General features: G+C 66.5%; 27 protein-coding genes. 15 read left to right on the top strand and 12 right to left on the bottom strand.

All coding sequences use genetic code 11. The features are described 5' to 3' along the window. Positions 1–326: 326 nt before the first annotated feature. The 4 genes from AC3FKH_RS10145 (at position 327) to AC3FKH_RS10130 (ending at position 2,903) form a co-directional block, all read left to right on the top strand. Positions 327–1,202 (top strand): alpha/beta hydrolase, encoded by an 876-nt coding sequence (locus AC3FKH_RS10145; protein ID WP_488675162.1) that lies wholly within the window; start codon positions 327–329, stop codon positions 1,200–1,202. A 147-nt stretch (positions 1,203–1,349) separates the two neighbouring features. Beyond that, positions 1,350–1,643: a hypothetical protein gene (locus tag AC3FKH_RS10140; RefSeq protein ID WP_488675161.1), complete on the top strand. Its 294-nt coding sequence runs from the start codon at positions 1,350–1,352 to the stop codon at positions 1,641–1,643. Positions 1,644–1,809: 166 nt separating this feature from the next. Next, complete coding sequence (locus tag AC3FKH_RS10135) at positions 1,810–2,508, top strand: alpha/beta hydrolase (protein ID WP_488675159.1); 699 nt, start codon at positions 1,810–1,812, stop codon at positions 2,506–2,508. A gap of 26 nt (positions 2,509–2,534) precedes the next feature. After that, on the top strand, positions 2,535–2,903 hold the full coding sequence (locus tag AC3FKH_RS10130) for a hypothetical protein (protein ID WP_488675623.1): 369 nt from the start codon (positions 2,535–2,537) through the stop codon (positions 2,901–2,903). 15 nt (positions 2,904–2,918) lie between these two features. Here AC3FKH_RS10130 and AC3FKH_RS10125 read toward each other — a convergent pair whose 3' ends face one another. Beyond that, entirely contained in the window at positions 2,919–3,827 is a 909-nt protein-coding gene (locus AC3FKH_RS10125; protein WP_488675158.1) for a LysR family transcriptional regulator, read from the bottom strand. A 120-nt stretch (positions 3,828–3,947) separates the two neighbouring features. Between AC3FKH_RS10125 and AC3FKH_RS10120 the strand changes: the two genes are divergently transcribed. Beyond that, on the top strand, positions 3,948–5,129 hold the full coding sequence (locus tag AC3FKH_RS10120) for a M20 aminoacylase family protein (RefSeq protein ID WP_488675157.1): 1,182 nt from the start codon (positions 3,948–3,950) through the stop codon (positions 5,127–5,129). Positions 5,130–5,171: 42 nt separating this feature from the next. Next, positions 5,172–6,182, top strand: coding sequence for a Bug family tripartite tricarboxylate transporter substrate binding protein (locus AC3FKH_RS10115; protein WP_488675156.1), 1,011 nt, complete (start codon positions 5,172–5,174; stop codon positions 6,180–6,182). 11 nt (positions 6,183–6,193) lie between these two features. Here AC3FKH_RS10115 and mdtD read toward each other — a convergent pair whose 3' ends face one another. Next, positions 6,194–7,594 (bottom strand): multidrug transporter subunit MdtD, encoded by a 1,401-nt coding sequence (gene mdtD / locus AC3FKH_RS10110; protein ID WP_488675155.1) that lies wholly within the window; start codon positions 7,592–7,594, stop codon positions 6,194–6,196. Positions 7,595–7,752: 158 nt separating this feature from the next. Here mdtD and AC3FKH_RS10105 point away from each other — a divergent pair, with 158 nt between their 5' ends. Next, on the top strand, positions 7,753–8,619 hold the full coding sequence (locus AC3FKH_RS10105; RefSeq protein ID WP_483734266.1) for a LysR family transcriptional regulator: 867 nt from the start codon (positions 7,753–7,755) through the stop codon (positions 8,617–8,619). On the opposite strand, the gene AC3FKH_RS10100 is transcribed toward AC3FKH_RS10105, so the two are convergent. Next, positions 8,616–9,722 carry an AGE family epimerase/isomerase gene (locus AC3FKH_RS10100; RefSeq protein ID WP_488675154.1) on the bottom strand — a complete coding sequence of 369 codons (1,107 nt, stop codon included), beginning with the start codon at positions 9,720–9,722 and terminating at the stop codon, positions 8,616–8,618. The genes AC3FKH_RS10105 and AC3FKH_RS10100 overlap by 4 nt on opposite strands. Before the next feature lie 173 nt (positions 9,723–9,895). Between AC3FKH_RS10100 and AC3FKH_RS10095 the strand changes: the two genes are divergently transcribed. The 3 genes from AC3FKH_RS10095 (at position 9,896) to AC3FKH_RS10085 (ending at position 10,921) form a co-directional block, all read left to right on the top strand. Next, a complete protein-coding gene (locus AC3FKH_RS10095) occupies positions 9,896–10,144 on the top strand; it encodes a hypothetical protein (protein WP_211948492.1) in 249 nt (82 codons plus the stop codon). Between the two features lie 216 nt (positions 10,145–10,360). After that, positions 10,361–10,636: a hypothetical protein gene (locus tag AC3FKH_RS10090; protein ID WP_483734263.1), complete on the top strand. Its 276-nt coding sequence runs from the start codon at positions 10,361–10,363 to the stop codon at positions 10,634–10,636. Positions 10,637–10,648: 12 nt separating this feature from the next. Continuing rightward, on the top strand, positions 10,649–10,921 hold the full coding sequence (locus AC3FKH_RS10085; protein WP_488675151.1) for a hypothetical protein: 273 nt from the start codon (positions 10,649–10,651) through the stop codon (positions 10,919–10,921). 8 nt (positions 10,922–10,929) lie between these two features. On the opposite strand, the gene AC3FKH_RS10080 is transcribed toward AC3FKH_RS10085, so the two are convergent. After that, positions 10,930–12,564, bottom strand: coding sequence for an acyl-CoA synthetase (locus tag AC3FKH_RS10080; RefSeq protein WP_488675149.1), 1,635 nt, complete (start codon positions 12,562–12,564; stop codon positions 10,930–10,932). 202 nt (positions 12,565–12,766) lie between these two features. On the opposite strand from AC3FKH_RS10080, the gene AC3FKH_RS10075 reads away from it, so the two are divergent. After that, a complete protein-coding gene (locus AC3FKH_RS10075; RefSeq protein ID WP_488675147.1) occupies positions 12,767–13,465 on the top strand; it encodes a Crp/Fnr family transcriptional regulator in 699 nt (232 codons plus the stop codon). Between the two features lie 86 nt (positions 13,466–13,551). Next, a complete protein-coding gene (locus AC3FKH_RS10070; protein WP_488675145.1) occupies positions 13,552–14,223 on the top strand; it encodes an AraC family transcriptional regulator in 672 nt (223 codons plus the stop codon). Positions 14,224–14,250: 27 nt separating this feature from the next. Here the strand turns inward: AC3FKH_RS10070 and AC3FKH_RS10065 are convergent, their stop codons facing one another. The 6 genes from AC3FKH_RS10065 to AC3FKH_RS10040 form a co-directional block, all read right to left on the bottom strand. Next, positions 14,251–14,688 carry an EamA family transporter gene (locus AC3FKH_RS10065; RefSeq protein WP_488675143.1) on the bottom strand — a complete coding sequence of 146 codons (438 nt, stop codon included), beginning with the start codon at positions 14,686–14,688 and terminating at the stop codon, positions 14,251–14,253. A 122-nt stretch (positions 14,689–14,810) separates the two neighbouring features. Next, positions 14,811–16,106, bottom strand: coding sequence for an MFS transporter (locus tag AC3FKH_RS10060; RefSeq protein WP_488675141.1), 1,296 nt, complete (start codon positions 16,104–16,106; stop codon positions 14,811–14,813). A gap of 824 nt (positions 16,107–16,930) precedes the next feature. Then, positions 16,931–17,410 carry a DUF2501 domain-containing protein gene (locus AC3FKH_RS10055; protein ID WP_488675140.1) on the bottom strand — a complete coding sequence of 160 codons (480 nt, stop codon included), beginning with the start codon at positions 17,408–17,410 and terminating at the stop codon, positions 16,931–16,933. A gap of 94 nt (positions 17,411–17,504) precedes the next feature. Further along, positions 17,505–17,927: a VOC family protein gene (locus tag AC3FKH_RS10050; RefSeq protein ID WP_488675138.1), complete on the bottom strand. Its 423-nt coding sequence runs from the start codon at positions 17,925–17,927 to the stop codon at positions 17,505–17,507. 40 nt (positions 17,928–17,967) lie between these two features. After that, the gene (locus AC3FKH_RS10045; RefSeq protein WP_488675137.1) at positions 17,968–19,083 is read right to left on the bottom strand and encodes an NADH:flavin oxidoreductase/NADH oxidase; all 1,116 of its coding nucleotides are present in this window, start codon (positions 19,081–19,083) and stop codon (positions 17,968–17,970) included. A 140-nt stretch (positions 19,084–19,223) separates the two neighbouring features. Further along, complete coding sequence (locus AC3FKH_RS10040; RefSeq protein WP_488675135.1) at positions 19,224–20,564, bottom strand: MFS transporter; 1,341 nt, start codon at positions 20,562–20,564, stop codon at positions 19,224–19,226. A 272-nt stretch (positions 20,565–20,836) separates the two neighbouring features. Between AC3FKH_RS10040 and AC3FKH_RS10035 the strand changes: the two genes are divergently transcribed. Beyond that, entirely contained in the window at positions 20,837–21,427 is a 591-nt protein-coding gene (locus tag AC3FKH_RS10035; protein WP_488675133.1) for a TetR/AcrR family transcriptional regulator, read from the top strand. Between the two features lie 112 nt (positions 21,428–21,539). Continuing rightward, the gene (locus tag AC3FKH_RS10030) at positions 21,540–22,850 is read left to right on the top strand and encodes an MFS transporter (RefSeq protein ID WP_488675132.1); all 1,311 of its coding nucleotides are present in this window, start codon (positions 21,540–21,542) and stop codon (positions 22,848–22,850) included. An 18-nt stretch (positions 22,851–22,868) separates the two neighbouring features. Here the strand turns inward: AC3FKH_RS10030 and AC3FKH_RS10025 are convergent, their stop codons facing one another. Next, complete coding sequence (locus AC3FKH_RS10025; RefSeq protein ID WP_488675130.1) at positions 22,869–23,501, bottom strand: CDP-alcohol phosphatidyltransferase family protein; 633 nt, start codon at positions 23,499–23,501, stop codon at positions 22,869–22,871. 11 nt (positions 23,502–23,512) lie between these two features. After that, positions 23,513–23,803, bottom strand: coding sequence for an antibiotic biosynthesis monooxygenase family protein (locus AC3FKH_RS10020; RefSeq protein ID WP_483734249.1), 291 nt, complete (start codon positions 23,801–23,803; stop codon positions 23,513–23,515). Between the two features lie 150 nt (positions 23,804–23,953). Here AC3FKH_RS10020 and AC3FKH_RS10015 point away from each other — a divergent pair, with 150 nt between their 5' ends. Next, positions 23,954–25,918 carry an ExeM/NucH family extracellular endonuclease gene (locus AC3FKH_RS10015; protein WP_488675128.1) on the top strand — a complete coding sequence of 655 codons (1,965 nt, stop codon included), beginning with the start codon at positions 23,954–23,956 and terminating at the stop codon, positions 25,916–25,918. Positions 25,919–26,332 lie beyond the last annotated feature (414 nt).

The raw sequence follows: 26,332 nt of genomic DNA, 5'->3' as shown, positions 1-26,332 counted from the left end.
GAATCGGTTCTCTGCTGGGGTCTCTCTTCGATCTCGCATCTACTAGTAGATAGATGACCTGACCTAAAAAAAGACCGCTTTCACGGTATTGCGATGGTCCCGTTGCAGAACCGGCCCTTCTTTTCTTTGCCGGTGGAGCAGCGCTTCCATGACCCAAATACTATCTACTACTAGGTAGATAGTCAAGGAAAAACTTTTCTATCGGCCTGATAGCTGATGTTCGGATGATGGACAGGGCTGGGCGGCGTCGCTCGCCTCACTCTTCTGGCTGTGCCAATTGCACGACACCTGTTAGCCTTGACGGGCGTCTCCGCACACTGGCAACCATGCAGCCACCTCGCGACTCTCCGCTTCCCCGCTGGCTGGCCAGTACGGCCGGCATTGCCGTCGTGGCCGGCCTTGCACGCCACCTGTTGTTCCGTGCGGTCGAACGCGAGGCTTTCGTCACGCCGACCAGTGCGCCCCCGGGGCCCGATCAGCCTGAAGCCTCGCTGCAGCACAGCACGTTCCACAGCGGCACTCGCCTGCTCCATGCTGCTTACGCGCCTGCGGGAAACGGGCAGGCACCGGCGCTGATGGTGTGCCACGGCGACGACGAATGCCTGTCCGACTGGGCGCCCGTGCAAGCCATGCTGTCGCGTTCCGGCATCGGCAGCTTCGTATTCGATTACAGCGGCTACGGCGCGAGCAGCGGACGCCCCAGCGTCAGGCACTTGCGTGAAGACGCACGCGCGGCCTATCGGATGTTCCGGGCGGCAACGCCCGACGCAACGCGGCACTACGTCCTCGGACACTCGCTAGGGTCGGGAGTGTTGCTGGATGTCGCGCGCGGGTTCACGCCAGCCCCTGACGGGATGATCATCGCCTCGGGTTTCAGTTCCGCGCGTGCCGCCGCCGTCCAGACCGGCCGCGTCCCCGCGCGGCTGGCGTGGCTGCTGCCGGATCCATGGAACAACGCGGCGCGCCTGCGCCGGATCGGATTGCCGCTGATGCTCGTGCACAGCCGCGCCGACCAGGTCCTTCCACTGGCCCATGCCGAACGTCTTGCGCAGGCGGCTGCGAATCTTCAGGAACTGGTCTTGTTTGATGGCATGCCGCATGACGCGGCCATCCTGGCCGACCACATGGATGCGTTCTGGGCGCCCGTGATCGCGTTCATGCTTGGCCGCGGGCACGGCCTCGATCGGGGCCCGACAATCTAACCGAGTCTGCGCGCCGCGACAATCATCCTTGTGGGCGAGGCGCGACGAATGGGCAGGCTGAGATTCTTTTCCCGATTTCTTGTCTATATTTGTTCTCATGGCAAAAGCATCGGTTAATCGCTGTTGAACAGCATTGGAGGGAATGCCATGCGCCGGCTTGCAAACTTGTTCAGTCCGCCGACCCCGGAAAAGATTGCCGAAAGGGAACTGCAAGACATGAGGCTGACGTTGTTCCAGGCCGAACGGCGCCTGCTCGAGGCGCAAATGCAAGTTGCCTACTATCGCGACATGGTCGCGTTCCTGGAAGACGTGGCGACCAAGGGCGTCGAGGACGTGGTGGACAAGCGCCGCGCCGCCGCGCCGGCTGCCATCGAGACCTTCTCGGCACCGCGTGTCGCGCCGGGACTGACCACCGTCCCGATCGTGCCCTCGGCCGCCTAGCGCGGCAGTATGCGGCGGCAAATTGCCTGACCCACGGCGGAGTCCCTCGTACTCCGCCGGTCATTGATAGCGCCGCACGGCTCGCGGGAACGCGTGCCGACCTGTGCGATACTCGCGCTGCCCGCCGCGCAAGCCGGCTGGCGGACCGTCACACAGGAGCCCCCCCATGAACGAACTGCTGCCCGCGATCGAGATCGAGACCGCGCCCAATCCCGCTTTCACCGTGATCTGGATGCACGGCCTGGGCGCGGATGGCAATGACTTCGTGCCGGTGGTTCCCGAGCTTGGCCTGGGAGACACGCCGGGCGTGCGCTTTATCTTTCCTCATGCACCGGCCATTCCCGTCACCTGCAACGGCGGTTATGTCATGCCGGCCTGGTATGACATCTACTCGTTCGACGAAGCCGGACGGCGTGCCGATGAAATGGGCATCCGGGTGTCGTGCGAGCGCATCCGGGCGCTGATCGCGCGCGAGAATGCCCGCGGTATCGCGACGGACCACATCGTGCTGGCCGGCTTTTCGCAGGGCGGCGCAATCGCCTATACCACTGCCATCACCCATCCGGACGCGCTCGCAGGCATCGTCGCCCTGTCCACGTATATCCCCGCTCCGGACACGCTGGCAGCGCAGGCGACTGCCGCCAACGCCGCCATCCCCGTCTTCGCCGCCCACGGCACGCAGGATGATGTCGTGCCGCTGCAGCTTGGCGAACAGGCCCGCGACTTCCTGCAGGCACGCCGGATTCCGGTGGCATGGCACACCTATGCCATGCCGCACTCCGTCTGCATGGAAGAAATCGCCGCCATCGGCGCGTGGCTCCAGGCCACGTTCGCCCGCATCACGCAGCAATCGGCGCAACGCTGAGCCGCGCCACCGTCATCCCCATGAACATGAAAGCAGCACCGCTTCTGAAGATCGATTTCAACACGCGCAAGGCACTCGTGTTTGCGTTGACGGCCGAGCGGCTGTCCGCCTACTACGAACACGGCAAGTGGCTCACCGATGCGCAGGGCGCCACGCTGGCGGGAGAATGGCTGTCACGCTCGAAGCTGCAACTCGCCCTGTCGGAGCGCCGCCTGCTCTCGGAACTGAGCGACCAGTTCGCGCGCCAGCTGGCGCAGACGCTGTCGCGCGAAGCGGGGCTCTATGCCTCGCACGAAATGATGGAAGCGCTCGACCCGAACTACCAGTCCGCGTTCGCGCACGACATGCTCGACGAATGCGAGCGCCTGTTGCGCGAGAACGGCGTCAACGCGTAGCAACGAACCATCGCCTCAAACCAGCGGAAAGGCCTTCACCACATGACGCAGCAAGCGGTCCGCCACCGGTGACAGCGGCCGGCCGGTCCGGGTGATCACATGGATGCGGCTGTTGTTCAGGATAGGGTTGGCAAGCGGACGCGACACCAGGTCCTCGAACTGCGCGCCCTTCAACGGCACCGAGCGCGGCGTCATGATGTAGCCCAGTCCCAGCGCGGCGAATTCCCACAGCACCTTGAACGAGTTGGTGGTGAGCATATGGTTCAGCGTGATGTGCTCTTCGACCTCGGCTGCCTGGATATGCTTGCGCACGCCGAACGATTCCGTCAGCGACGCGCCCTGGTGCGGCGCCAGGTCGGCCAGCGTCAGCGCGCCCCGCTTGCGTGCCAGCGGATGGTCCTTGCGCACATGCACGCGGATCGGCGCCAGCCGTGAATAGTGCGAGCGCAGCCGCACGTCGTCCGGCGGCTGGAACACCAGGCCGATATGCGCCAGGTCTTCCAGGATGCAACGCACGGTTTCTTCCGTCCCCGCCACGCGGATGTTGTACGTGACATCCGGGTACTTGTGCTGGAACCCCCGCAGCACCGGCTCCAGCACCAGATCGATAAAGCCCTCGCCAAAAACGACTTCCACATGGCCGCGCTGGGCGTTCTTGAGGTGATTGACCTCCGCCAGGAACGTGTCGCTCAGATCCTGCTGACGCCTGGCGAACAGCGCCAGCAGCCGCCCCGCATCCGTCGCCACCACGCCCCGGCCACGCCGTTCCAGCAGCGCCAGGCCGGTGTCCTGCTCCAGCTTCGCCACGGCGCGGCTTACCACCGACGGGTCCAGTTCCAGCACATCGGCCGCGCCGCGCACCGAGCCGGTTTCGATGATCTGCAGCAGGCACAGGGCCCGCTTGCGGTCCAGGACATCGTCCATCCTTCTCCCCTCCTCGTCTCGCAATCGTTGCAATATACACAACGTTTTACCGTAATCGTTGTCATGGATGCCGCGGGCCGGCGCAGCGAGAATACGAACACGATCCCATTCGCCGAACCCATGAACGCATCCAGCCTTGCAGACCTGCGGCAGTCCATCCAGACCCTTTCGCCGGAATTTGTCGATATCCGCCGCAAGATCCACGCACATCCCGAACTGGCCTTCGAGGAGCGCCGGACCAGCGACCTCGTCGCCGAATGCCTCACGGCATGGGGCTACGAGGTTCATCGCGGCCTGGGCACCACCGGCCTTGTCGGCAAGCTGAAGAAGGGATCCGGGACGAAGGCGCTCGGCATCCGCGCCGACATGGACGCGCTGCCGATCCAGGAGAAGACCGGCCTGGACTATGCGAGCACCCTCCCCGGCAAGATGCATGCATGCGGGCACGATGGCCATACGGCCATCCTGCTCTGCGCGGCCCGCTACCTGGCGGAGTCCGTCGATTTCAATGGCACGCTGAACCTGATCTTCCAGCCCGCGGAAGAAAACGAAGGCGGTGCGCTGCGCATGCTGGAGGACGGCCTGTTCGAGCGCTTTCCCTGCGACGAGATCTACGCGCTGCACAACGCCCCGGGATTGCCTGTGGGACAGATCGGCATCAGCACCGGGCCCGCCATGGCCTCGTTCGACCGCGCCACGGTGACGCTGCGCGGTCGTGGCGCGCATGGCGCCATGCCACATCACGGTATCGACCCCATGCAGTGCGCCGCCAGCATCGTGCTGGGGCTGCAATCCATCGTCAGCCGCGAAATCGATGCGCTCAAGTCCGCCGTGATCACAGTCGGCTCGATCCAGGCCGGCGCCACTTACAACGTCGTGCCGGAAAGCGCGCTGATCAAGATCGGCGTGCGCACGCTCGATCCGCGGGTACGCACGCTCGTCGAAACGCGTATCCAGCAATTCGTGAGCGCGCAGGCCGAGAGCTTCGGCCTGCAGTCGGAGGTCGTCTACGAACGCAAGTATCCGGTGCTGGTTAACCATGCCGCACAGACCGATCGCGCGCGCGAGGCCGCCATCCGGCTGGTTGGCGAAGCCAACGTCGTGGCGCGGCAGCCGGTCATGGGCAGCGAGGACTTCGCCTACATGCTCGAACACCGTCCCGGCGCTTACGTCCGGCTCGGCAACGGCCTGGGCGAGGATGGGGGCTGCATGGTCCACAACCCGCTCTATGACTTCAACGACAAGGCCTTGCCCATGGGCGCCGCATTCTGGGCGCACCTGGCGCAGAGCTACCTGGCCTGAACCAACCACCAGCCTGAAAACAAACCAAGAACGGGGACAACCATGCATTCACTCAACCGCCGCCGCTTTCTCCAATACGCAGGATTCGCCGCGGGCAGCACCGCGCTCGGCAGCCTGCCTGCGTTCGCGGCCGACGCTTTTCCGACCAAGCCGCTCTCGCTCGTGGTGCCCTACCCGGCCGGTGGCGCCAGCGACACGTCCGCACGCATCTTCGGGGAATCGATCAGCAAGAGCGTCAAGCAGCAGGTGCTGGTCGAGAACTACGGCGGCGGCACCGGACTGATCGGCGCCAACAAGGTACTGGCCGCGCCGGCCGATGGCTACACCTTCTTCCATGGCTCGATCAACGAGGTCTTCCTGGCGCCGCTGCTCAACCCGGCCGCACGCTACAAGCCGCAGGACTTCATGCTGGCCGCGCCGATCAGCGACGCCAACATCGTGCTGATGGTCCGCAACGGCATTCCCGCGGATACGCTCGACAAGTTCATCGACTACGCCAAGCAGAACAAGGGCAAGCCGCTGACCTACGCGACTGTCGGCATCGACTCCATCTATCACCTGATGGGCGACGCGCTGGGCGCACGCCTCGGCCTGAACTTCCTGCACGTGCCGTACAAGGGTGCCGCGCCGGCACTGCAAGGACTGGCAGGCGGCGAAGTGGACTTTGCGATCCTGCCTTACCAGTCGAGCTTCGACGCCATGCAGCAGCAAGGCCGGTTGAAGGTGCTGACCAGCTTCTCCAAGACGCTCCCCGCATCGCTGAAGCACATTGCGCTGATTTCCCAAAGCCGGACGGTGCCTGACTTCGAATACATGATCAGCGGCGGCTACTTCGTCAAGCAAGGCACGCCCGCGGATCGCGTGACGGTACTGCGCAAGGCCATCGACGAAGCCCTGCGCAAGCCCGAACTACGCGCCAAGCTGGAAGCGGAGGGACGCACCGTGGTCCAGCCCGTCGACAGCCAGCAGCAGGCGAACCAGTTCTTCGACCAGTACCAGGCGCGTGTCACGCAGCTGATCCGCAGCGTGGGACGCAAGACCAACGCTGCCTGATTGCGGCGCGTTCAGGGCGTGCGCGCCGCAGCGCGTGCTGCACGCCTTCCCTTGCCGCGTTCCGCGACATCCAGCCGCCGGAACACCAGCGCCGAGAGAAGCGTGATCGTTCCTACCACGGCAAAGGCCAACCGGAAGGCCGGACCGGCCTCACCGAACTGCGCGCTGAACAGCGTCACCAGTCCGCCGCCCACGGTCACGCCCAGGCCGATGGCCAGCATCTGCACCATCGAAAACAGGCTGTTGCCGCTCCCTGCATCCTCTACGCTCAGGCCCTTGAGCGTGACACTGTTCATCGCCGCGAACTGCATCGAGTTGGTCGCGCCGAACAGCGCGAGCTGCGCGATGGACAGCGCCAGCGGCCAGCCCGGCGACATCGCCCCGAACGATGCGATCGACGCCCCCACCAGCGCCGTGTTCACCAGCAAGAACTTCTCATAGCCGAAGCGCGTCACCAGCGGCACGATCCAGCGCTTGGACAGCGTCCCCGCCAGCGCGGCCGGCAGCAGCATCAGGCCAGCGTGGAACGGCGAGTAGCCAAGCTGCATTTGCATCAGCAGCGGCAGCAGGAACGGCACCGCGCCGGAACCGATGCGGCAGACGAGATTGCCAGCAAGTCCCACGCTGAAATTCGGCTCCCGGAACAGCGCCAGCCGGAACAGTGGCGCGCGGCTGCGCCGCGCATGGGGGATATACAGCAGCGCGGCGGCCACGCTGAGCGCGGCAAGCCCCGCGTTCCAGCCGGCGTGACTCGCCTGCGCATCCAGTGCGAGCGAGAACGCCACCATGCACAGGGACAGCAGTCCGCAGCCAATCCAGTCGAACCGCGGCGCGCCGGCCGTGTCGCCCGCGGGCAGGTAGCGGCGCACGGCCAGCAGGCCGGCCACGCCGACCGGCACATTGATCAGGAAGATCCAGTGCCAGGAGACGTGCTGTACCAGCCAGCCGCCCAGCACGGGCCCGAAGATCGGGCCCACCTGTCCGGCGATCGAGACGAAGGCCAGCGCGGCGATGTACTGCTCGCCCGATACATTGCGCAGCACGGCGAGCCGGCCGATCGGCAGCAGCATGGAGCCGCCAATGCCCTGCACCACGCGCGCGATCACCAGTTGCGGCAATGTCTGCGCGCCGGCGCAGAACAACGACCCCAGCACGAAGATCAGGATGGCGCTGAAGTAGACCCGTCGCGTGCCGAAGCGGTCCGCCAGCCAGCCGGACGCCGGCGTGAGCATGGCCATGGTAAGCGTGTAGGCCACCACCACCGGTTGCAGGTCCAGCGGCTTGCGTCCGAGGCTGTACGCCATCGACGGCAATGCGGTATTGACGATGGTGGTATCGAGCGTCTGCATGAAGAAACCCGCAGCGACGATCCACAACATGGCCTTGAGAGAGGGAGTGGAAGCTTGGCTCATGGGGGGCGAGGCATGTGCTTGGCACGGCGTGCAGGCTGGAGACAATCCGCAAAGCCTTGGCAGCCGTGTCATGGAATCGATCATAGCTGCCGTGAGCCAATCGGGAACCCTGCCGGATATACTGACTGCCATCGGATTTGCCGATGACAAGATTCCCCATGCTCAACCCTGTCTGGATCCAAACCTTCGCCACGGTGGCGGCCGCACGCAGTTTCTCCGAGGCCGGCCGGCAGCTGGACCTGTCGCAGTCGAGCGTCAGCGACCATATCCGGCGGCTGGAGCAAAGCGTCGGGCGTCGCCTGTTTATCCGCGATACGCACTCGCTGTCGATGACGCCCGACGGCGAAGCGCTGCTCGTGCATGCGCGGCTGATCCTGGAGGCGATTGCCCGCGCGGAGTCGCAGTTCACCGCACCCCGGTTGCGTGGCCGTGTCAGGCTCGGGACTTCGGAGGACCTGGCGCAGGGGCCGCTGTCGGGCGTGCTGTCGGCATTCCGCAATACGCATCCCGACGTGGAGATGGAAATCACCATCGCCATGACCAGCAAGCTGTACGAGCTGATGGATGCCGGCGCGCTCGACCTGATGCTCGGCAAGCGCCGCCAGGGCGACCGCCGCGGCGTACCGCTGTTTCGCGGCTCGCTGGAGTGGCTCGCGCGCCCCGGGACCCTGGTGGACCTGTCCCAGCCGTTGCCGCTGATCCTGGTGCACGAACCGAGCGTGACGCGCTCGGTCGTGCTCGATACCCTGGCCAAGGCGGGCTGCCAGTGGCAGGTGGTCTGCAGTAGCAGCAGCCATTCCGGTTGCCTTGCCGCTGCCCGCGGCGGCCTTGGGCTGACGGTACGCTCGCGCTATCTCTACGGCGAAGGCGTGGCGCCGCCGCTCAACTGGGAACGCCTGCCGACGCTGCCAGAGGTGGAGTTCATTTCGTTGTCGGCACGCCGGCTGAGCCAGCCGGCCGAGACCTTGCTGCGGCTGCTGCAGAAGAGCGATTTGCGCGCCGCAAGCAACCGCATCGCTGGCTAGCGCTGCGCCAGTTCGTCCAGCGCCTCGTATGCGGTAGCTAGGTGGTACGGCGACGTGGACGGCATTTCGGCCCGCACCACTTCGCCGGACGGGGCCAGGCATTCGTGCCAGCCGCCCGCGTGCAGGAAACGGCTACGGTATTGGCGCAACTGGGCCTCCAGCGTCGCCAGGGACTCTGGTGTCCCATCCACGGCCAGTGCGCGAGCGAACTCCGTCTGCGCCCAGATGCGTTCGGTGCCATCGAGCAGGCTGCCATCGGCATTCAGCGCGGCGCTGACGCCCAGTGTGCCGGGGACTACGCCATGCGCCTGCGCGAAAACAAAGGCGCGCTGCAGCGAAGCGCCAAGCGGCGCGCCCTCGAACAGCGCAGGGTTGCCCGCGACTAGTGAAAACCACTCGAACTGATGGCCGGGCTCGATGCGATTGCCCGCCGTCTCCTGCGGCAGCTCGGCGATGCAACCGCTGGCCGGATCGACGAACCGGCCCTGCACGGCTGCGGCGATCTCGCGCAGACGCACGGCATACCACTCGTCGCCGGTCGCCTCCAGCGCGGCGAGGTAGGCCTCGGTCAAATGCATGATGGGGTTCTGCTGCACGCCCGCGCCCTTGTCCTTGAAAAACTCCGATAGCGCCGCGTGGTACAGCCCGAAACCGTCGGCAAAGCGTTGTTCGACCAGCTCGCGCGTTTCCTGCAGGATGGTCAACGCGTCCTCGTTGCCGCCGCAGGCGTAGTAGTGCGCGCACGCGAAGATCACGAAGGCATGCGTATAAAGGTCGCGTGTCGAGTCCAGCGGCATGCCTGCCGCATCGACGCTGTAGATCCAGCTGCCGTCGCCGGTGCTGAAGTAGGCCTGCAGCGAGCCGAACAGCGTATCGGCGTGGTCGAGCTGGCCCGCGACCGAAAACACATAGATCTGGCGCGCGCAGGCCATGGCCCGGTAACGAACCGGCGGCAGGGCATCGCCGCTGGCGCCATCCAGCGCTTCATAGGGCAGCAGCAGGTCGGCGTTCCAGCCTTTGCCGGTCCAGTGCGGCAGGATGGCGGTGTCATAGTGTGCGCGCAGCGACGCAACCAGTTCGGCAAGTTGAGGCGAGATGGGCATGCGAATCCGGAGAAGCGGGCGCCACCCGGCGCCCCGGAGCAGACGATACTGGAAACCGCGCGGCGGCGGAAGATGCACGGCGCTGCACGGCGCCGCCAGCGACGGGGCTGCTGCGCTGGAATTGGGTGCGCGCAATTGCTAGCATCTAGGGGTCGCCGTCATCGGAGACCGTCATGTCGACCCAGCCTCTCACCCTCGCCGACAGCCACCGCACCCTCGTGCTTCATGTCCTCGAAGATCCGCCTGGCCTTTACACCTGGCGCATCGTGATGGAAGAGCACTGCGGCGCGGCTGATGCCGACTGCACCATCGAAGCCACTTCGGCTTACCGCTCCGAAGCCGAAGCGGAAGCCGCCTGCTGGGCAGCAGGCAATTACATGCTCGACGGGCCACGCGCCGCCGGAGAAGTGCGGCCATCGTGACCTGTGGCGTCCGGCAACTTTGCTCCGCCGGGCGCATCGCCTAATCTGAAATCGTTGGCAGTGGCAACGTGGAGGCATTTTTTCTCCACGTTCCTCCGGCCACCCCGATCCTACGGGGCTCATGCCATTGCCCGAAATATTCCTGGCCTTTACTACCGCGTATGCCGGCCCCGCGCACCTACGAAGCGCCCGACGGCAGCGCCGCAGGAGTCCGCTATGGAAAAGCCGGTCGTCAGTCCGCAGCGCTTTGTCGAGTTGATGAACGAGCGCCTGTCCAGGCACCCTCTGTTCCAGGAGGGCATGCACGTGTACGCCATCCCGCAGCACACCGACCATCCGCGCAGCCTGGTCTGCGTGGGGCCGCGCGGCACCGCGGGAGTATGCGCCACGATCGAAAATATCGTGCGCGGCGAATGCGAAGTGTTTCCCGATATCTCGCAGGAGTGGCACAGGCCTGGCGCCGTGCCGCAGCAGGCAGCGAGCTTGCGCTGAATTCCAGCAGCCATGCCGAGCGGATCACACGAGCATAGCGACAGCTATCGTGGCTACCGCATCCATATCGTAGCGTTGCGCTACGGCGGCCAGCACGACGGCTGGTGGACGCTGCGCGCGCGCATCTGGCAGCACGGCAACGCCCTGCCCTTCGTGGACCCGGACGCTGGCGTGCGCTTTGCCTGCGCCGCCGACGCCAGCCGCGCGGGGCTGGCGTGGGGCCGCGAGGTCGTCGACCGGCTGATTGCCGGCCGGCAGGCCGCTGAAGAGGCCGCCTTCTCCTGACCACCGCGTCAGACGTCGATCGCGGCATCCGACTTGACCTTGCGGCGCAATTCGAACTTCTGGATCTTGCCCGTCGAGGTCTTGGGCAGCGGACCGAAGTACACCGCCTTGGGCACCTTGAAGCCCGCCAGCAGCGTGCGGCAGTGCGCCATCAGTTCCTCGGCGGTCGCGCTGGCGCCCTCTTTCAGTTCCACGAACGCGCAAGGCGTCTCGCCCCACTTCGCATCGGGCTGCGCGACCACGGCGGCGGCCAGCACGGCCGGATGACGATAGAGCGCGTCCTCCACCTCGACGCTGGAAATGTTTTCTCCGCCCGAGATGATGATGTCCTTGCTGCGATCCTTGATCTTGATGTAGCCGTCCGGCATGCACACGCCAAGATCGCCGGTGTGGAACCAGCCGCCCGAGAAGGCCTCGCGCGTGCCCTTCTCGTTCTTGAGGTAGCCCTTCATGCAGATGTTGCCGCGGAACATGATCTCGCCGATGGTCTCGCCATCGGCCGGCACCGGCTGCATCGAATCCGGATCGAGCACCGTCACGCCCGACTGCAGGTGGTAGCGCACGCCCTGCCGGGCCTTCTTCACGGCACGCTCTTCCTGCGACAGGCTGCTCCAGTCGTCCTGCTCCGCGCATACCGCGGCCGGGCCGTACACCTCGGTCAGGCCATACACATGGGTCAGCGCGAAGCCCATCGCTTCCATCTGCGCCAGCACCGCGGCAGGCGGCGGTGCGCCGGCCACCATGCCGCGCACGGGACCGCGCAGGCCTTCGCGCCACGACGGCGGCGCATTGACCAGTGCGGTGTGCACGATCGGCGCCGCGCAGTAGTGCGTCACGCCTTCGTCGCGCATCAGGTCGAATACCAGGCGCGGCTCGAACTTGCGCAGGCAGACGTTGACGCCCGCGCGCGCGGCCACGGTCCACGGGAAGCACCAGCCGTTGCAGTGGAACATCGGCAGCGTCCACAGGTAGACCGGATGCTTGGGCAGGTCCCACTCGAGGATGTTCGAGATCGCGTTCATGGCCGCGCCGCGGTGGTGGTACACCACGCCCTTGGGGTCGCCGGTCGTGCCCGAGGTGTAGTTCAGCGCAATGGCGTCCCACTCGTCGGCAGGCATCTTCCACGCGTAGTCCGGATCGCCAGAGGCGAGGAAGGACTCGTAATCGGTATCGTCAAAGCGCTCGGCCCGTGGCCCCAGCGCGTCTTCCACGGCGATGACCTTCAAACCCGGGATTTCCAGCGACACCTGCCGGGCCAGGTCGGCGAACTCCGTATCGGCCAGCAGGACGCGCGCCTCGCCATGGCGCAGCATGAACACCAGGTTGGCGGCGTCGAGGCGGATATTCAGGGCGTTCAGCACGGCACCCGCCATCGGTACGCCAAAGTGCGCTTCGACCATGGCCGGCGTATTGGGCAGCAGCGCCGCAACGGTATCGCCCTTGCCGATACCGGCGCGCGCCAGCGCACTCGCCAGGCGCCGCGCGCGTGCATAGGTGTCGCGCCAGTTCTGGCGTACCGGGCCGTGCACGATGGCCAGCCTGTCGCCATACACCTCGGCCGCACGGACCAGGAAATCGATCGGGGTAATCGGCACGAAATTGGCCGCGTTGCGGCCCAGGCCGCTGTCGAAATCTGTGGGCATTGCTTGTGTCTCCGCTGAACTCTTCTGTACCGGGGCGCTGTTACTTTTTCGTGCACAAGGCTATCATCGCACACGCCCGGGCTCTGTCATCCGGATGACAAATCGCCCGGAAACCCGCGCCAGGCAAGGCTTACAGGATTCTTACACGGCCCGGGCCATGGTCACGCAAGGCCGCCTTTGCTGACCGCCCAACCCGCCTTCGATGACCGCGTCCGACTGTTCCCCGCCCACCTCGCCACTGGCAGGCCATGCCTGGTTCCATGCCCTTGCACCGGAGCATCAGGCGCTGGCCACGCGCACCACGATATTGCAGGAGTTCGCCGCCGGCGCCCTGATCGCCCGGCGCGGGGAACCGTCGCGCGACTGGATCGGCGTCGACAGCGGGTTGATCAAGCTCGCCGTCTACACCCCGGACGGCCGAGGCTGCACGTTTTCGGGCGTGCCGGCAGGGGGCTGGTGCGGCGAAGGCAGTGTGATCAAGCGCGAGCTGCGCCGCTATGACGTGATCGCCATCCGCGATTCGCGCGTGCTGCTGGTACCGGAGCCGGTGTTCAACACCTTGCTTGCCCAGAGCCTGCCATTCTCGAGTTTCGTGGTCACGCAGCTCAACGAGCGCATGGGGCAGTTCATTGCCACCGTGCAGAACGACCGCCTGCTCAGCGCCGATGCGCGCGTGGCCCAGGCCATCGCGCAGCTTTTCCATCCGTCGCTGTATCCGCGCACCAGTCCCGTGCTGGAACTGTCGCAGGAGGAAATCGGGCTGCTGACCGGGCTGTCGCGCCAGCGGGTCAACCAGGCGTTGCGGCGGCTGTCCAACGAGGGTCTCGTGCACCTGGCGTACCAGACCATTCGCGTGACCGACCTGCCACGGCTGCGTCACTTCGGGCTGTCCGAACTGTAAGCGGGCGATCCCGCGGCATGCGCCGACAGTTGCGCGGCCCGTCGAATGCTGCGACAGTAACCGGCTGCGCTCCAGCCACCGCCCGCATGCCCATTGTCAGCCGCAACCCCGTCCGCATCAGCCGCCTGCGCTTTCCGTTCGCCGTGCGCGTGGAAACCCAGCAGGGCGCGGCGCGGCTGCGCGACGCCAATGCACGGCGCGACGTGCGGCCCGGCGATCCCTTCGTGGTACCGGCGTTCGCATACTTCGACTGCGAGATGCAGTCCGCCCCGGGCCAGACGTGCGCCATGACGTTCGAGGCCGTGCCCGATGCGGTCTGCCCGCGCATGAATGCGATCCATCATGACAAGCACTGGTCCCGCGCGCTTGCGCGGCTGGTGTTCGAACAGCCGGCCGTCAACTGGAATGCCGCGCGGCTCGGCGAAGACTGGCAGGTCGCCCAGCGGCTGGTCCGTGCGCGCCTGTTCGCCGAAGGGGAAGCGCTGCATCCGCTGGTGCGCGAGCAACGCGCGGCGCGGGCACTCTACCTGCTGGCGCTGCCCGAGGCGGGTACTGACCCGACGCCCGCCCGGCTGGATTTGCTTGCCACCCAGTCGGGCCTGCGCTCCGCCGCGGCATTCGCGAGCGCGTGCGCCAATCTGTTTGGCGTGGAGCTTGCGCAATTACTGCCCGGCAAGTCCGACCACCGCCGTCCCGACGCCTCAGCCTGGCCCGGCTGGCCGGTTCCCGCTGTGGCCTGGCTTCGCACAAACGGTTGAAGGGCCTTCGCCGTTTCTCAGGCGCGGTTATCGCCGCAGGCTGAGCACGATCACGCCGGCGGCGACCAGGCCGATGCCCAGCCATTCACGCGGGGCAGGCCGTTCGCCCAGGAACAGCACCGCGAACAGTGCCACCAGCACCAGGCTGAACTTGTCGACGGGGGCCACCTTGGAGGCATCGCCAATCTTCAGCGCACGGAAGTAGCAGACCCAGGAGGCGCCGGTCGCCAGGCCCGACAGCGTGAGGAAGATCCAGTTCCGGGCCGAGAACGTCGACGGGTCCATCCACTTGCCGGTGGCCACCACGAACGCGGCCAGTACCCCGAAGATGATGACCACGCGCACCAGCGTGGCCATGTCGGAATCGATGCCGGACAAGCCGACCTTGGCAAAGATCGCGGTCAGGGCCGCGAACACCGCGGACAGCGCGGCCCAGGCGAACCAGCTCGATGCGGCAGGCATCATCGTGAATGCTCCGGAGATTGGCGGGCGCCACGGCCCGGCGGAGCCTGAAGTATATCGGCGCGGCGTCGGCGCCCGCGAGCCCTGGCATAGGGGCCGCCGTCCGCGCGGCGCCTCTTCCAACACTATGCGTGCGCCGGATGCGCGGCCGGTGCCGCGGTCGCATGCTGCTGCAAGCCGGCCATCCGCAGCTTCGAGCGCTCGGGGTTGATCATGGCCGCACCGGCAAAGCCGCCCACGATCATCAGTACGCCGCACACCGCGAAGCCCGTCTCGTAGCCATGCGCGCCGGTGGCGTTCTGCACCAGGTAGCCCGTCACCAGCGGCGCCAGGATGCCGGCAATCGATGAGATCGAAGCGTCGATCGACAGCAGCGCGCCGCGCTGTGCCGGCGGGCAGACCTCGGCCAGCATCGCCGGACCCAGCGAATAGATCGACGGCGCCAGCGCGCAGCTTGCCGCCAGCAGCGCCACGCGCTGCCAGGTGAGCAGGCCGGGCGACAACAGCGCGGCCAGGCAGAGCCCCGCGCCCACGAGCATCAGCGCGGCCAGGCGGCCTCGGGCGATGCGCGATGGTATGCCTCGGCGCAGCATGCGCTGCGACCACCATGCCACGCCGAGCGTCACCGGCATGTTCGCCGCGATGATCACCGCGAACAACCGGCCCGAGGTGGCATGATCGAAGCCAAGTCCGCGCTGCAGGTAAGCGGCGAACCACGTCAGCGACAGCGCCAGGCTCCAGTACGCGACAAAGCGCAGCAGGAAGCAACCCAGCACCGTGGCGTCGCCGAGCAAGGCGCGGTAAGGCACGCGCGGCTGGCCCGCGGTGTCGGCCGAAGGCTGGTCGACCTTGCCCTCGCCGCCGAACAACAGCCACAGCACGGTCCAGGCGGCGCCCAGCGCGGCCAGCACGTAGAAGTTGGCGCGCCAGCCCCAATGCGCCGTGATGTAGGGAATGGTGATGCCGGCCAGGATCAGGCCGGTGGCGCCGCCTTGCGTAAAGAAGGCGACGGGCAGCGTGCGGCGATCATCGGGAAACCACTTGTAGGCCGCGTGAATGGCAATGGCCGTGGACGGTCCCTCGGCAATGCCCAGCAGCACGCGCGCGGCGATCAGCACCGCCAGGCTCGACGACCACGCCAGCGGCAGCTGGAACACCGACCAGGCGATGGCCATCAGCAACAGCAGCAGCGTGCACGACACGCGGTTGGCCACAAAGCCGCCCGCCACGCCGGCCACGGCGAACAGCCAGAAGAAGCTGCTGCCGACCAGCCCGAACTGGGCCGGCGTCAGGCCCAGTTCGTCCATCATCGGGCCGGCAAGCAGGCCGACGCTGATCTTGTCCAGGAAATTGACCACGACGAACAGGAACAGCAGCACGGTAACCACCCATGCCCGGCCCCGTTGATAGGTTGCACTCATTCGCTCTTGTCTCCGATTTCTTGTCCATGGACCCGGCCAAAGCGCGGGTGTCGGAAAAATTCTGGACAGGGTCCGGTGAGGGTTACTCGTCGTATCCGACGATTTGCCGGGCGGATCGGGGAATGCCTGAGGGCGCGGAGAGCGAATTTGCTAGCGGGGGCGCGGTGGTTTTGGGTGAGGCAAGTGAATTGTTGCGAAGCGTGCATGGGCGCGGGATTACGCGCTAATGGCGATTGTTCTGTGGGGTTCCAGGGAAGCAGGCGATGAGACTGGCAGCGCCGCAGCTTATGAAGTCAGCAGACGGGCACGTCGCATGGCAGATGGCCATCGACGAGGCGCTTCCTGGTTCTGGCGGCTTTGGTTTCGCGAGGCCGGACTATGGCTCAGGCCTGCTCGCGTGCGGTGAGCCCGTGATCGTGCCTGACGCAGCGATTCATGCCGCGAGCCCACTGCGCGAACTTATCCCGCGGCGTGCATCGGCGATATGGAATATGCGAATACGAGCACAGCAACAATAGCCGGAGACCCCAGCCTTATCGCATTGCTTCGCGTGAGTACGCCAAGATAGACGTACAAGCACACCAGCACCATCGCAGTCAGGTACAAGAGGCCGTCATAGACTTGCATGGATGTCTCCCGTGGGGTCTTGCCCCGGATGTTTTTATTGGTCTACATCGTGCTGCCGCCGGGCTGCTTCTTTGGGGGGGACGCCCTGGCGCAATGCCTTTGCTGTCTGTTGCGATCCATGATTGCCACTTCAAAGCCGAGTGGCAATCATGGAAATCCCTGCGAAATAAGGTAAATCGTTGGTGCGATGCGCAAAATCACAGGAACGACTTGCCCTGCGAAAGTATCTTCTCGCATACCTGTTCGGTGGCCTTCGCCTTCAGGCCGCTGCCGCTGATGTCCAGTGTCTTGCCGTGGCCGTCCTGGAGAATGCCTCTCGTGCCGTTGCCATAGCCGCTATCGGTCGAGGCCTTGGACGGTCCGCCAAGCTTGTCCATCAGCTTGTCCTTGACCGAATCCGCCCCGCCCGCGCCCAGGTAGTTGTTCTTGATGCAGAAGTCGAGCAGCCCAGCCACATTGCCCAGGCTGCCCGAGGAAAGCGACTGCAGCGAAAGACCGCTACCCAGTCCGCCCAGCGCACTGCCCGCGCTTTCCGCCCCGCCACCACCCATGGGGTTCTTGAGCACGTCACCCAACTGCGCGTGCGAAGCCGGGGCCAGACCGGTCAACAGCGCCGCCGCCAGTGCCATCGCGGCAGTGCGCCGCGCCCGCCCGAGCGTTGTCTTGCCTGCCTTCATGGTGCCTTCCCTCCGTCTATAACGCCGCGTAGGATCCGCTACCACTATAGTGCGCGCACCAGCCTTGCGGCCTGCGCCGCACATTCGCCTGCGGTCAGTCGACTGGCAGCATCTGCGGGTTCCACGCGACTTCCCAGAGATGGCCGTCCGGGTCCGCGAAATAGCCGGCGTAGCCGCCCCAGAAGGTCGTCTGCGCGGGCTTGACGATGGTGGCGCCGGCAGCGGCCGCCTGTTGCATCACCGCGTCCGCCTCGCCCTGGCTGCCAACGTTGTGCGCCAGGGAAGCGCCCGCCGCCGCTCGGACGGACAGCGGCAGGCCGGTGTCGTGGGCGAGGCTCGCGCGTGGCCAGACGGCCAGCTTGAGGCCGGGCTGCAGGTCGAAGAAGGCCACCGCACCATGCTCGAACTGCGTGCCGATAATGCCCTGGGTCGGCAGGCCCAGCCCGTCGCGGTAGAAGCGCAGCGAGCGCTCCAGGTCATCGACGCCGAGCGTAATCAGAGTGACACGGGGTTTCATGCGGCCTCCTCTTCGTCTTTCGGCTTCGGCTGAAGATGGCTCAGCGCTGGCCGAAGCTAGCGTCCGAAAACAGGTCTTTCAGTTCGTGTGGCTGCGAGCGCCAGTATTGCTTCGGCGCTACCACGCTCGCGCCCAGCCTGGCGGCGGCATGCCACGGCCAGCGGGGGTCGTACAGCATCGCGCGGGCCAGCGACACCGCATCGGCCTCGTTGCCGGTGATGATCGCCTCGGCTTGCTCGGGTTCCGTGATCAGGCCCACGGCGATGGTGGGCAGGCCCACCTCGGCCTTCACGCGTTGGGCGTAAGGTACCTGGTAACCCGGCCCCAGCTTGATGGCCTGCGCTGGCGAAACGCCGCCGGTGGTGACATGGATGGCCGCACAGCCGCGCGCCTTGAGCGCCTTCGACAGCGCCACCGTGCCGTCGATATCCCAGCCGCCCGGCACCCAGTCCGTCGCGGAAATGCGCATCCACACCGGAACGTCCGCGGGCACGGCCGCACGCACGGCGTCAAAGACCTCGATCGGAAAACGCATGCGGTTTTCCAGGCTGCCGCCGTACGCGTCATCGCGATGATTGGCCAGCGGCGACAGGAACTGGTGCAGGAGATAGCCGTGCGCCCCGTGGATCTCGATGCCCTGGATGCCCAGCCGCACCGCGCGCACCGCCGCCGCGACGAAATCATCGCGCACCTTGTCCATGCCCGCGCGGTCCAGCGCGGTCGGCGGCACTTCGTCCTGCGCATGCGGCACGGACGACGGCGCCACGGTTTGCCACCCCTCGGGCGCGTCGGGCCGGACCTGCTTGCCGCCCTCCCACGGCCGCTGGCTCGACGCCTTGCGCCCGGCGTGCGCGAGCTGGATCGCCACGGCAATGGGCGAGTGCGCGCGCATGGCTCCCAGTACGCGGCCCAGTGCAGCCTCGTTGTCATCATCGTAGAGGCCCAGGTCCCCCGCGGTGATACGGCCTTCCGGCGATACCGCCGTGGCCTCGAGGATCAGCATCCCCGCGCCGGAAAGCGCCAGCGAGCCGAGGTGGATCATGTGCCAGTCGCCGGCATTGCCGTCCTGCGCCGAGTACTGGCACATCGGCGCAATGATGATGCGGTTGGACAGGCTCAGCTTGCCGATATCGAGAGGATCGAACAGATGGCTCATGGGGATACCTTGTCTTGCGGATCTGCGCACGACGCGCGGTCGCGCCGCGTGAAGAGGATGCCTGCAGTGGAATGGGTGATTCTAGGCCGACGGCGACTTTGCCGCTTGCCGCCGCCGTACAGGGCTTGCAGCTCAGCCAGTCAATGCTTGACCGCGGGCATCGCCAGCCGCAGGCCGCTGGCAATGGCCGCGACGCCTGCAAACCCGGCGCCCAGCGTTAGCGCCAGGCCCGGCCCATGGTCGCCCGCAAGGCCGAAGCTGAGCGCCACAAGCGCAGCGCCCGTGGACTGGCCCAGCAGCCGTGCGGTCGCGATCACGCCGCTGGCGCCGCCGCTGCGCTCACGCGGGGCGCTGGCCATCAGTGCCTTGAGGTTCGGCGACTGGAAGAAGCCGAAGCCCGCGCCGCAGATGCACATGCGGAGGCCGATCTCCAGCGAACTCGGGTTGGCCGGCATCAAGGCCAGCGACGCCATGCCCGCGCTCATCACGGCAAGCCCGACGGCGCCCAGCAGACCCGGCGGATAGCGATCGGAAAGCCGGCCGGCGATCGGAGCCATCAGCGCCACCACCACGGACCACGGCGTCAGCAAGAATCCGGTTTCCACCTGGCCGCGCCCGAGCACGTGCTGGAAATAGAACGGCAGCGAGACAAAGGCCAGCCCCTGCGCCGCAAACGAACAGATCGCGGTCAGCGTCGACAGCGCGAACATCGGCCTGCGGAACAGGTCGACCGGCAGCATCGGTGCGGGGTGGCCGCGCTCGCGCCACAGCAGCAGGCCGAACGCCACGACAAAGATCGCCGCCGCGGCCAGCGACTCCGCCAGCGGCGCGCGCTGGGCGCCCTCGCCCAGCGCGAAGATCAGCGCGGCGAATGCCACCACGTTCAGCAGCGCGGCCACGCGGTCGAACCCGTGCTGGCTGCGCGGCGTCTGCGGGAGCGCGCCACGCGCGATACCAAGCGCCAGCAGGCCGATCGGAAGGTTGACGGCAAACAGCCACGGCCACGTGCCGAAGGACAGGATCACCGAAGCCACGGTCGGCCCGAGCGCGAACGACACGCCCACCACGAGCGCATTCAGCCCAACCCCTCGGCCCAGCCGCTGGATCGGGAAGATCGCGCTGATCAGCGCGGTATTGACGCTCATGATCGCGCTGGCCCCGATGCCCTGCAGCACGCGCGCCGCCGCCAGCGATGGCAGCGACCACGCCAGTGCGCAGACCACGGAGGCCGCAATGAACAGCGTCACGCCGCCGATATAGACGCGCCGGTGCCCGAGAATGCCGCCCAGCGCCGCGAACGGCAGCAGCGTGGCCACCATCGCGAGCTGATAGGCGTTGATGACCCAGACCGACGCCGCGGGCGTCGCATTCAGGTCCGCGGCAATGGAAGGCAGCGCGGTATTGGCGATCGCCGTGTCCAGCGTGGCCAGCGCCACGGCAATCATGATGGCCGCCATGCCGCGGCGCTCGCGAGCAGTCATGGCAGGCGAGCCCATGGCGGCTGGCGCCGGGGTTGAGGCAGTTTGGAGCGGAGCGGGACTGGACACGGCGCGGGTCGGGTTGCGGCCGGAGTGCTGCCCGGCACGGATCAACCGAGACAATACGGGAAATCCCTTCACGGCGCTGAAGACGGCTTCATATGTATGCACATTTCAAGCCACTCTCATCGACTTAAATTACCACCAACATTTATTGAAAAAATTATGACCATCATCTAAACTGCGTCAAACATCCATTTTCGAGGGGCCTTCAGATGGCGCGCGCATCACGGGAACAGGTCGACAAGAATCGGGAAGCCATCGAACAGGCGTCGGCGCGGCTGTTCCGGGAACGTGGGCTCAATGGGGTCAGCGTGGCCGAACTGATGGCGGGCGCGGGCCTGACGCATGGTGGTTTCTATGGGCATTTCGCATCGAAAGACGCCCTCGCGGCGCAAGCCTGCAAACGTGCTTTCGAGGAATCGGCCGCGCGCTGGGAACGCCGGATCGAGCGTGCCGCCGGCGACCCGCAAGCCATCCTGGCCAGCCTGATCGAGCCATACCTGACGCAGGCCCATTGCGCCGATCCTGGCCACGGCTGCGCGGCCGTGGCACTCGCCAGCGACGTGGCAAGGGAGCCGGCGGACAAGCCGGTACGGCTGGCTTACCTGGAGGGGCTCCGGTCCCTGGTCAAGGACATGGAATCGACGGTGGCCAGCGACAACGCGGACTCGCGTCGGCAGGAAGCGCTGATCCGCATGGCCATGCTGGTCGGTGCGGTCACGCTGGCGCGCGCCGTGGAAGGCGACACCTTGTCGGACAACATCCTGGATGCCGTCCGTCAACGGCTGCTCGCCTCCAGCTAACCGCCAGCCCTTCCGGAACGACCCGAATCACCGTTCTCCGCGCCCCCGCCAGAACGCGGATGGCCGAGGCACCCCGGGGCGCCAGCAAGCGCCCCTGACAGAGAGAAACCCCATGTTCGCCCAGGCAATTTCCAGCCGGCTCGACCGGCGCGGCATCCACTATGCGTGGCTCATCGCCGCCGTCACCTTCCTTGTCATGCTCACCACATCGGCCGCGCTCGGCCTGCCCGGTGCCTTCCTCAAACCGCTGACGCGCGAAATGGGATGGAACACGGACCAGATTTCATCGATCCTGGCCTTCCGTTTCGCGCTGTTCGGATTGATGGCCCCGTTCTCGGCGATCCTGATGGAGCGCTTTGGCGTGCGTAACGTAGTCTGCGCAGCGCTGGCGCTGATTGCCGGCGGCATGGCGCTGGCCACCGTCGTCACGCAACTGTGGCAGTTGTTCCTGGCATGGGGCGTGATGCTCGGCATCGGCTCCGGCATGACCGCGCTGGTTCTGGCCGCCGTCGTGGCCAATCGCTGGTTCAGCGCGCGGCGCGGGCTGGTGATCGGCCTGCTCACGGCCAGCTCGGCAACCGGCCAGCTGGCGTTTCTGCCGGCCGCCGCCTGGCTGATCGAACACATGGGCTGGCGCGTGGCCGTGCTGCCGGTGCTGGTTGGCTGCGCCGTACTGGCCGTGCTGGTGTTCGCGCTCATGCGCAACCGCCCCGCCGACATCGGGCTGGCCGCATTCGGGGAGGTGCCCGCCGCGGCCGCCGTTGCCCCTGCCGCACCGCCCGCCCCGCTCACGCTGCGCGGCCCCTTCGTCGTGCTGCGCGATGCCATGCGCAACCAGACGTTCTGGGTGCTGGCCGGCACCTTCTTCATCTGCGGCCTGTCCACCAACGGGCTGATCCAGACCCACTTCATCGCGCTCTGCGGAGACTTCGGCATGGGCCCCGTGCCGGCCGCCTCGGCGCTGGCCATGATGGGCGCGTTCGACTTTGTCGGCACCATCCTGTCCGGCTGGCTGTCGGACCGCTATGACAGCCGCAAGCTGCTGTTCTGGTACTACGGGCTGCGCGGCCTGTCATTGCTGTGGCTGCCGCATTCGACCTTCACGCTGTACGGCCTGTCGATCTTCGCGATGTTCTACGGCCTGGACTGGATCGCCACCGTACCGCCCACGGTCAAGCTGGCCGCCACCGCTTTCGGCCGCGACCGTGCGCCGATGGTTTTCGGCTGGATCTTTGCCGCCCACCAGATCGGCGCGGCCACCGCAGCGTTCGGCGCGGGCCTGAGCCGTACCCTGCTGCTGACCTATACGCCGGCGCTGTATGCCGCGGGCGCGGCGTGCTTCGTCGCGGCGCTGCTGGCACTGTTCGCCAGGCGTGCCGCGACGTCAGGCAATGCGGCCGCGCCGCAAGCCGCTAACGGCTGAGCGCGGCGCGCCACAGCGTCAGAACTTGGGGATCCTCAGGGTCTTGCTGACCATCAGCGACCCCGACAGCGCGAACAGCAGCACCAGCGGGTGCAAGTCCGCCGGGCCGATGGTCCATGAACCGCCGGGCAGCGCCACGTCGAGGCGTTGCTGCGCGGCGCACCAGGCCAGCACGCCGGTCAGCAGCACACTGGTGGGAATCGGCGTGCCTTCGAAGTACTTCACCTTGTCGCTACCGGCCGACAGCGTTTCCGCTGTGACGTTGAAACGCGCGAGCCGGCTGACGCCGCAGCAGACGAAGAAGATCAGCACCGCCAGGTCCCAGCCGCCGCGCATGCCGGCGGCAAACGCCAGCGTGGCCGGGCCGACGCCGAAGGAGATGATGTCGGCCAGCGAATCCAGCTCGCGCCCGAGCGCCGAATGCTGGTGCCGCCAGCGCGCGATGCGCCCGTCCAGCACGTCGAAGATGAAGGCCAGCGGCGCCAGCGCGGCCGCCGTGAAGAAATGCGACGGCGTCGGCGTGGCCACGTAGAACATGGCGAAGAACACCGATGCCATCCCGCAGGCCGCATTGCCCAGCGTGAACACGTCCGCAAGCTGCAGCTCGCGCAGCATGGAGAAATGGCGGGGCCGCTCCTGAGGCGCGGGCATCGGGGGCCGGCTCAGAGAACCTTGGATACGTGGCCGACTTGCGGCGGCGCCGCGAAGCAGTCGCTGACGAGAGCGCGCCACTCCTGGAATTCAGGCGCTTCGCGGAAATGCACCATGTGGTTCTCGACCGTTTCCCATTCGACCACGAGCGTGTATTGCTGCGGCTGCTCGATCGAGCGGAACAACTGCACGCCATGGCAGCCGCGCGAACGCAGGAACAGCGGCTTGGCCTTGCCCACGCCTTCCTCGAACTGGCTTTCGCTGCCAGGCTTGACGGTGATTTGCGCGATTTCCTTGATCATGATGTCCCTGTGTGTGGTTGGGGGCTGCCGGCGCGTGCCGGCGGGATGACACTACCTTAGCACGATCAAGCGCGCGGGTCGTGGCCGCAATCCTTTCGTTACTCGCGCACCGTAGCATCGCGGCTTCCGTTGAATCCGTGAGGAACCGCCATGTCGATGAAACCGCTGAATGCCATGAAAGCCGGACTGTTTTTCGCCGGCCACGCCACCTTTGCCCTTGCTGCTGCCGCGCCATGCGGTGCGCCGTCCACCTTCATTGCCGACGTGCGGGCGGCATCGGCCACTTCCCCGCTGGCGGGCAATCTGGTGGAGATCGAGGCGGTGGTCACGGCCGACTACAGCGGTCCCGATGGGTTCATGGGCTTCTTTGTCCAGCAGGCCGACGCGCAGCGACAGCATCGGGCGGGCGTATCCGAAGGCCTGTTCGTCTACGCGCCGCGCTACGCCGCGCGCGCCGGCGACCTGTTGCGGCTGGCCGGCACCGTGGAGGAGCGCTACGGACAGACCCAGCTGGCCTTGTCGGGCATGCCATCGGTCTGCGCTTCCGGGCGCTCGGTCACGCCGGCCAGTCTCGCGCTGCCCTTCCCCAACGACATGTCACCGAGGGCACTCGAGGGGATGCTGGTCACCGTGCCGCAAACGCTGACCGTCAACGACACGCACGAACTCGGGCGCTACGGCAGCCTGCTGCTCGGACACGGGCGCCTGCACATTCCCACCGCAGTCGCCGCGCCGCGCGAAGGTGCCGCGCAGGCTGCGGCAGACAATGCCTTGAACCGGCTGGTGCTCGACGATGGGTCCAGCCAGCAGAACCCCGCGACCGTTCCGTACCCCGCGCCGGCACTGAGCGCCGCAAACCCGGTGCGTGCCGGCGACACCGTCACCGGCCTGCGCGGCGTGCTGGAAAAACGCTACGGCAACTGGCGCGTGCAGCCTGTGCCCGGTGCGGCGCCGATCCAGTTCACTCCCGCCAATCCACGCCAGCCCGCCCCCACACGCGCCGCCGGCACCGACGTGCGCGTGGCCGCCTTCAACGTGCTCAACTACTTCAACGGCAATGGCCAGGGCGGCGGCTTCGATGCGCCCGACAACCGTGGCGCACGCAACGCCGCCGACTTCGCGCGACAGGAAGCCAAGCTGCTTGCGGCACTGCGCGCGCTCGACGCAGACGTGATCGGCCTGATGGAGGTGGAGAACAACGGCTTTGGTCCGCGCAGCGCCGTGCAGCGCCTTGCGTCCCAACTAGGCCCGGACTGGCGCGCCGTCGAACCCGGCACGCCAAGGCTTGGCCTGGATGCCATCTCGGTCGCGCTGCTCTATGACCAGCGCACCGTGATGCCGCTTGGCACACCGGCGACCACAGTGCTGGAAGCACGCAGCCGGCAACCGCTCGCGCAGACATTCGCGCCAGTCGGCAATCGCTCGCAGTCGTTCACCGTCGCGGTCAACCACCTCAAGTCCAAGAGCTGCGCGGATGCCGAGGGACCCGAGCGCGACCAGGCCGACGGCCAGGGCTGCTGGAACGCGGCCCGCTCGCGTGCGGCCCGGACGCTGGCCGGCTGGCTCAAGACCGCGCCGACCGGCGTCGCTGCCGAGGGCACGCTGGTGATCGGCGACCTCAACAGCTATGCCCGGGAAGAGCCGATCCGACTGCTGGCAAAAGAGGGATACGAAGACATGGTGGCAAGCCTGGCCGGACGCGACGCCTACACCTATGTATTCGAGGGCCAGGCGGGCTACCTCGACTACGCGCTGGCCGACGCTGCCCTTGCCAGGCGCATCCGGAGCGTCAGCATCTGGCATGTCAATGCCGACGAACCCGCTGCCTTTGCCTATGCGCAGGCGTATCGCAGCGCTGCCCAGCAGCAGCGCTACTACGCGCCGGATGCCTGGCGCGCTTCGGATCACGACCCCGTGCTGGTAGACCTGTCCTGGCGCGAGTCCGCGCCCGACGCCGCACCCGCCCAGGGCGGAGGCGCCAATGCCGTGGCCGAACCCGAAGGCGGCGGCGGCAGCGTCGGCGCAGCCGCGCTGCTGGCCATCGTGCTCGCCGCCAGTACGGCGCTCGTCATACCGGCGCTGCGCCACCGGTCCATGCGAGAGCCGATCGCCTAAATACCAAGAGAAAACCCCAATACAACTTCACAAAAATATAATCCAATAATCAATCGAACCGCATCACAGTTTTTATATTTCCATCCGCGCAATACGTGTCGCCGATTCGTGGTGGAGTCGGACACGCGCCTCGGCCCGCACGCCCAGCCTGCGGGCTTTTTTTTCAGCGGTTCATTCCGAACACGCGTCAATCGCCCTTTCCACAACGTCTCAGCATAAATACATTCATATAAACACATGGATGTCTCTTTTCCCTTGACTTACATGATATATCACATACTGTGTATCCCAATGCCGGGCATCAGGCGCTCTGGCACAACGGAAACATGACAATTCTGTCATCTGGCGATAAGCACGCAATTTTTTGGAGGTACGACCAGACATTGATCCAGCCACTTGTCCGAAACCAGATCG

This window comes from Cupriavidus sp. 21MJTG02-4 (assembly GCF_057798975.1).
The sequence above is the reverse complement of the archived record's forward strand: the minus strand, read 5'-3'. Positions and strand labels throughout refer to the sequence as shown.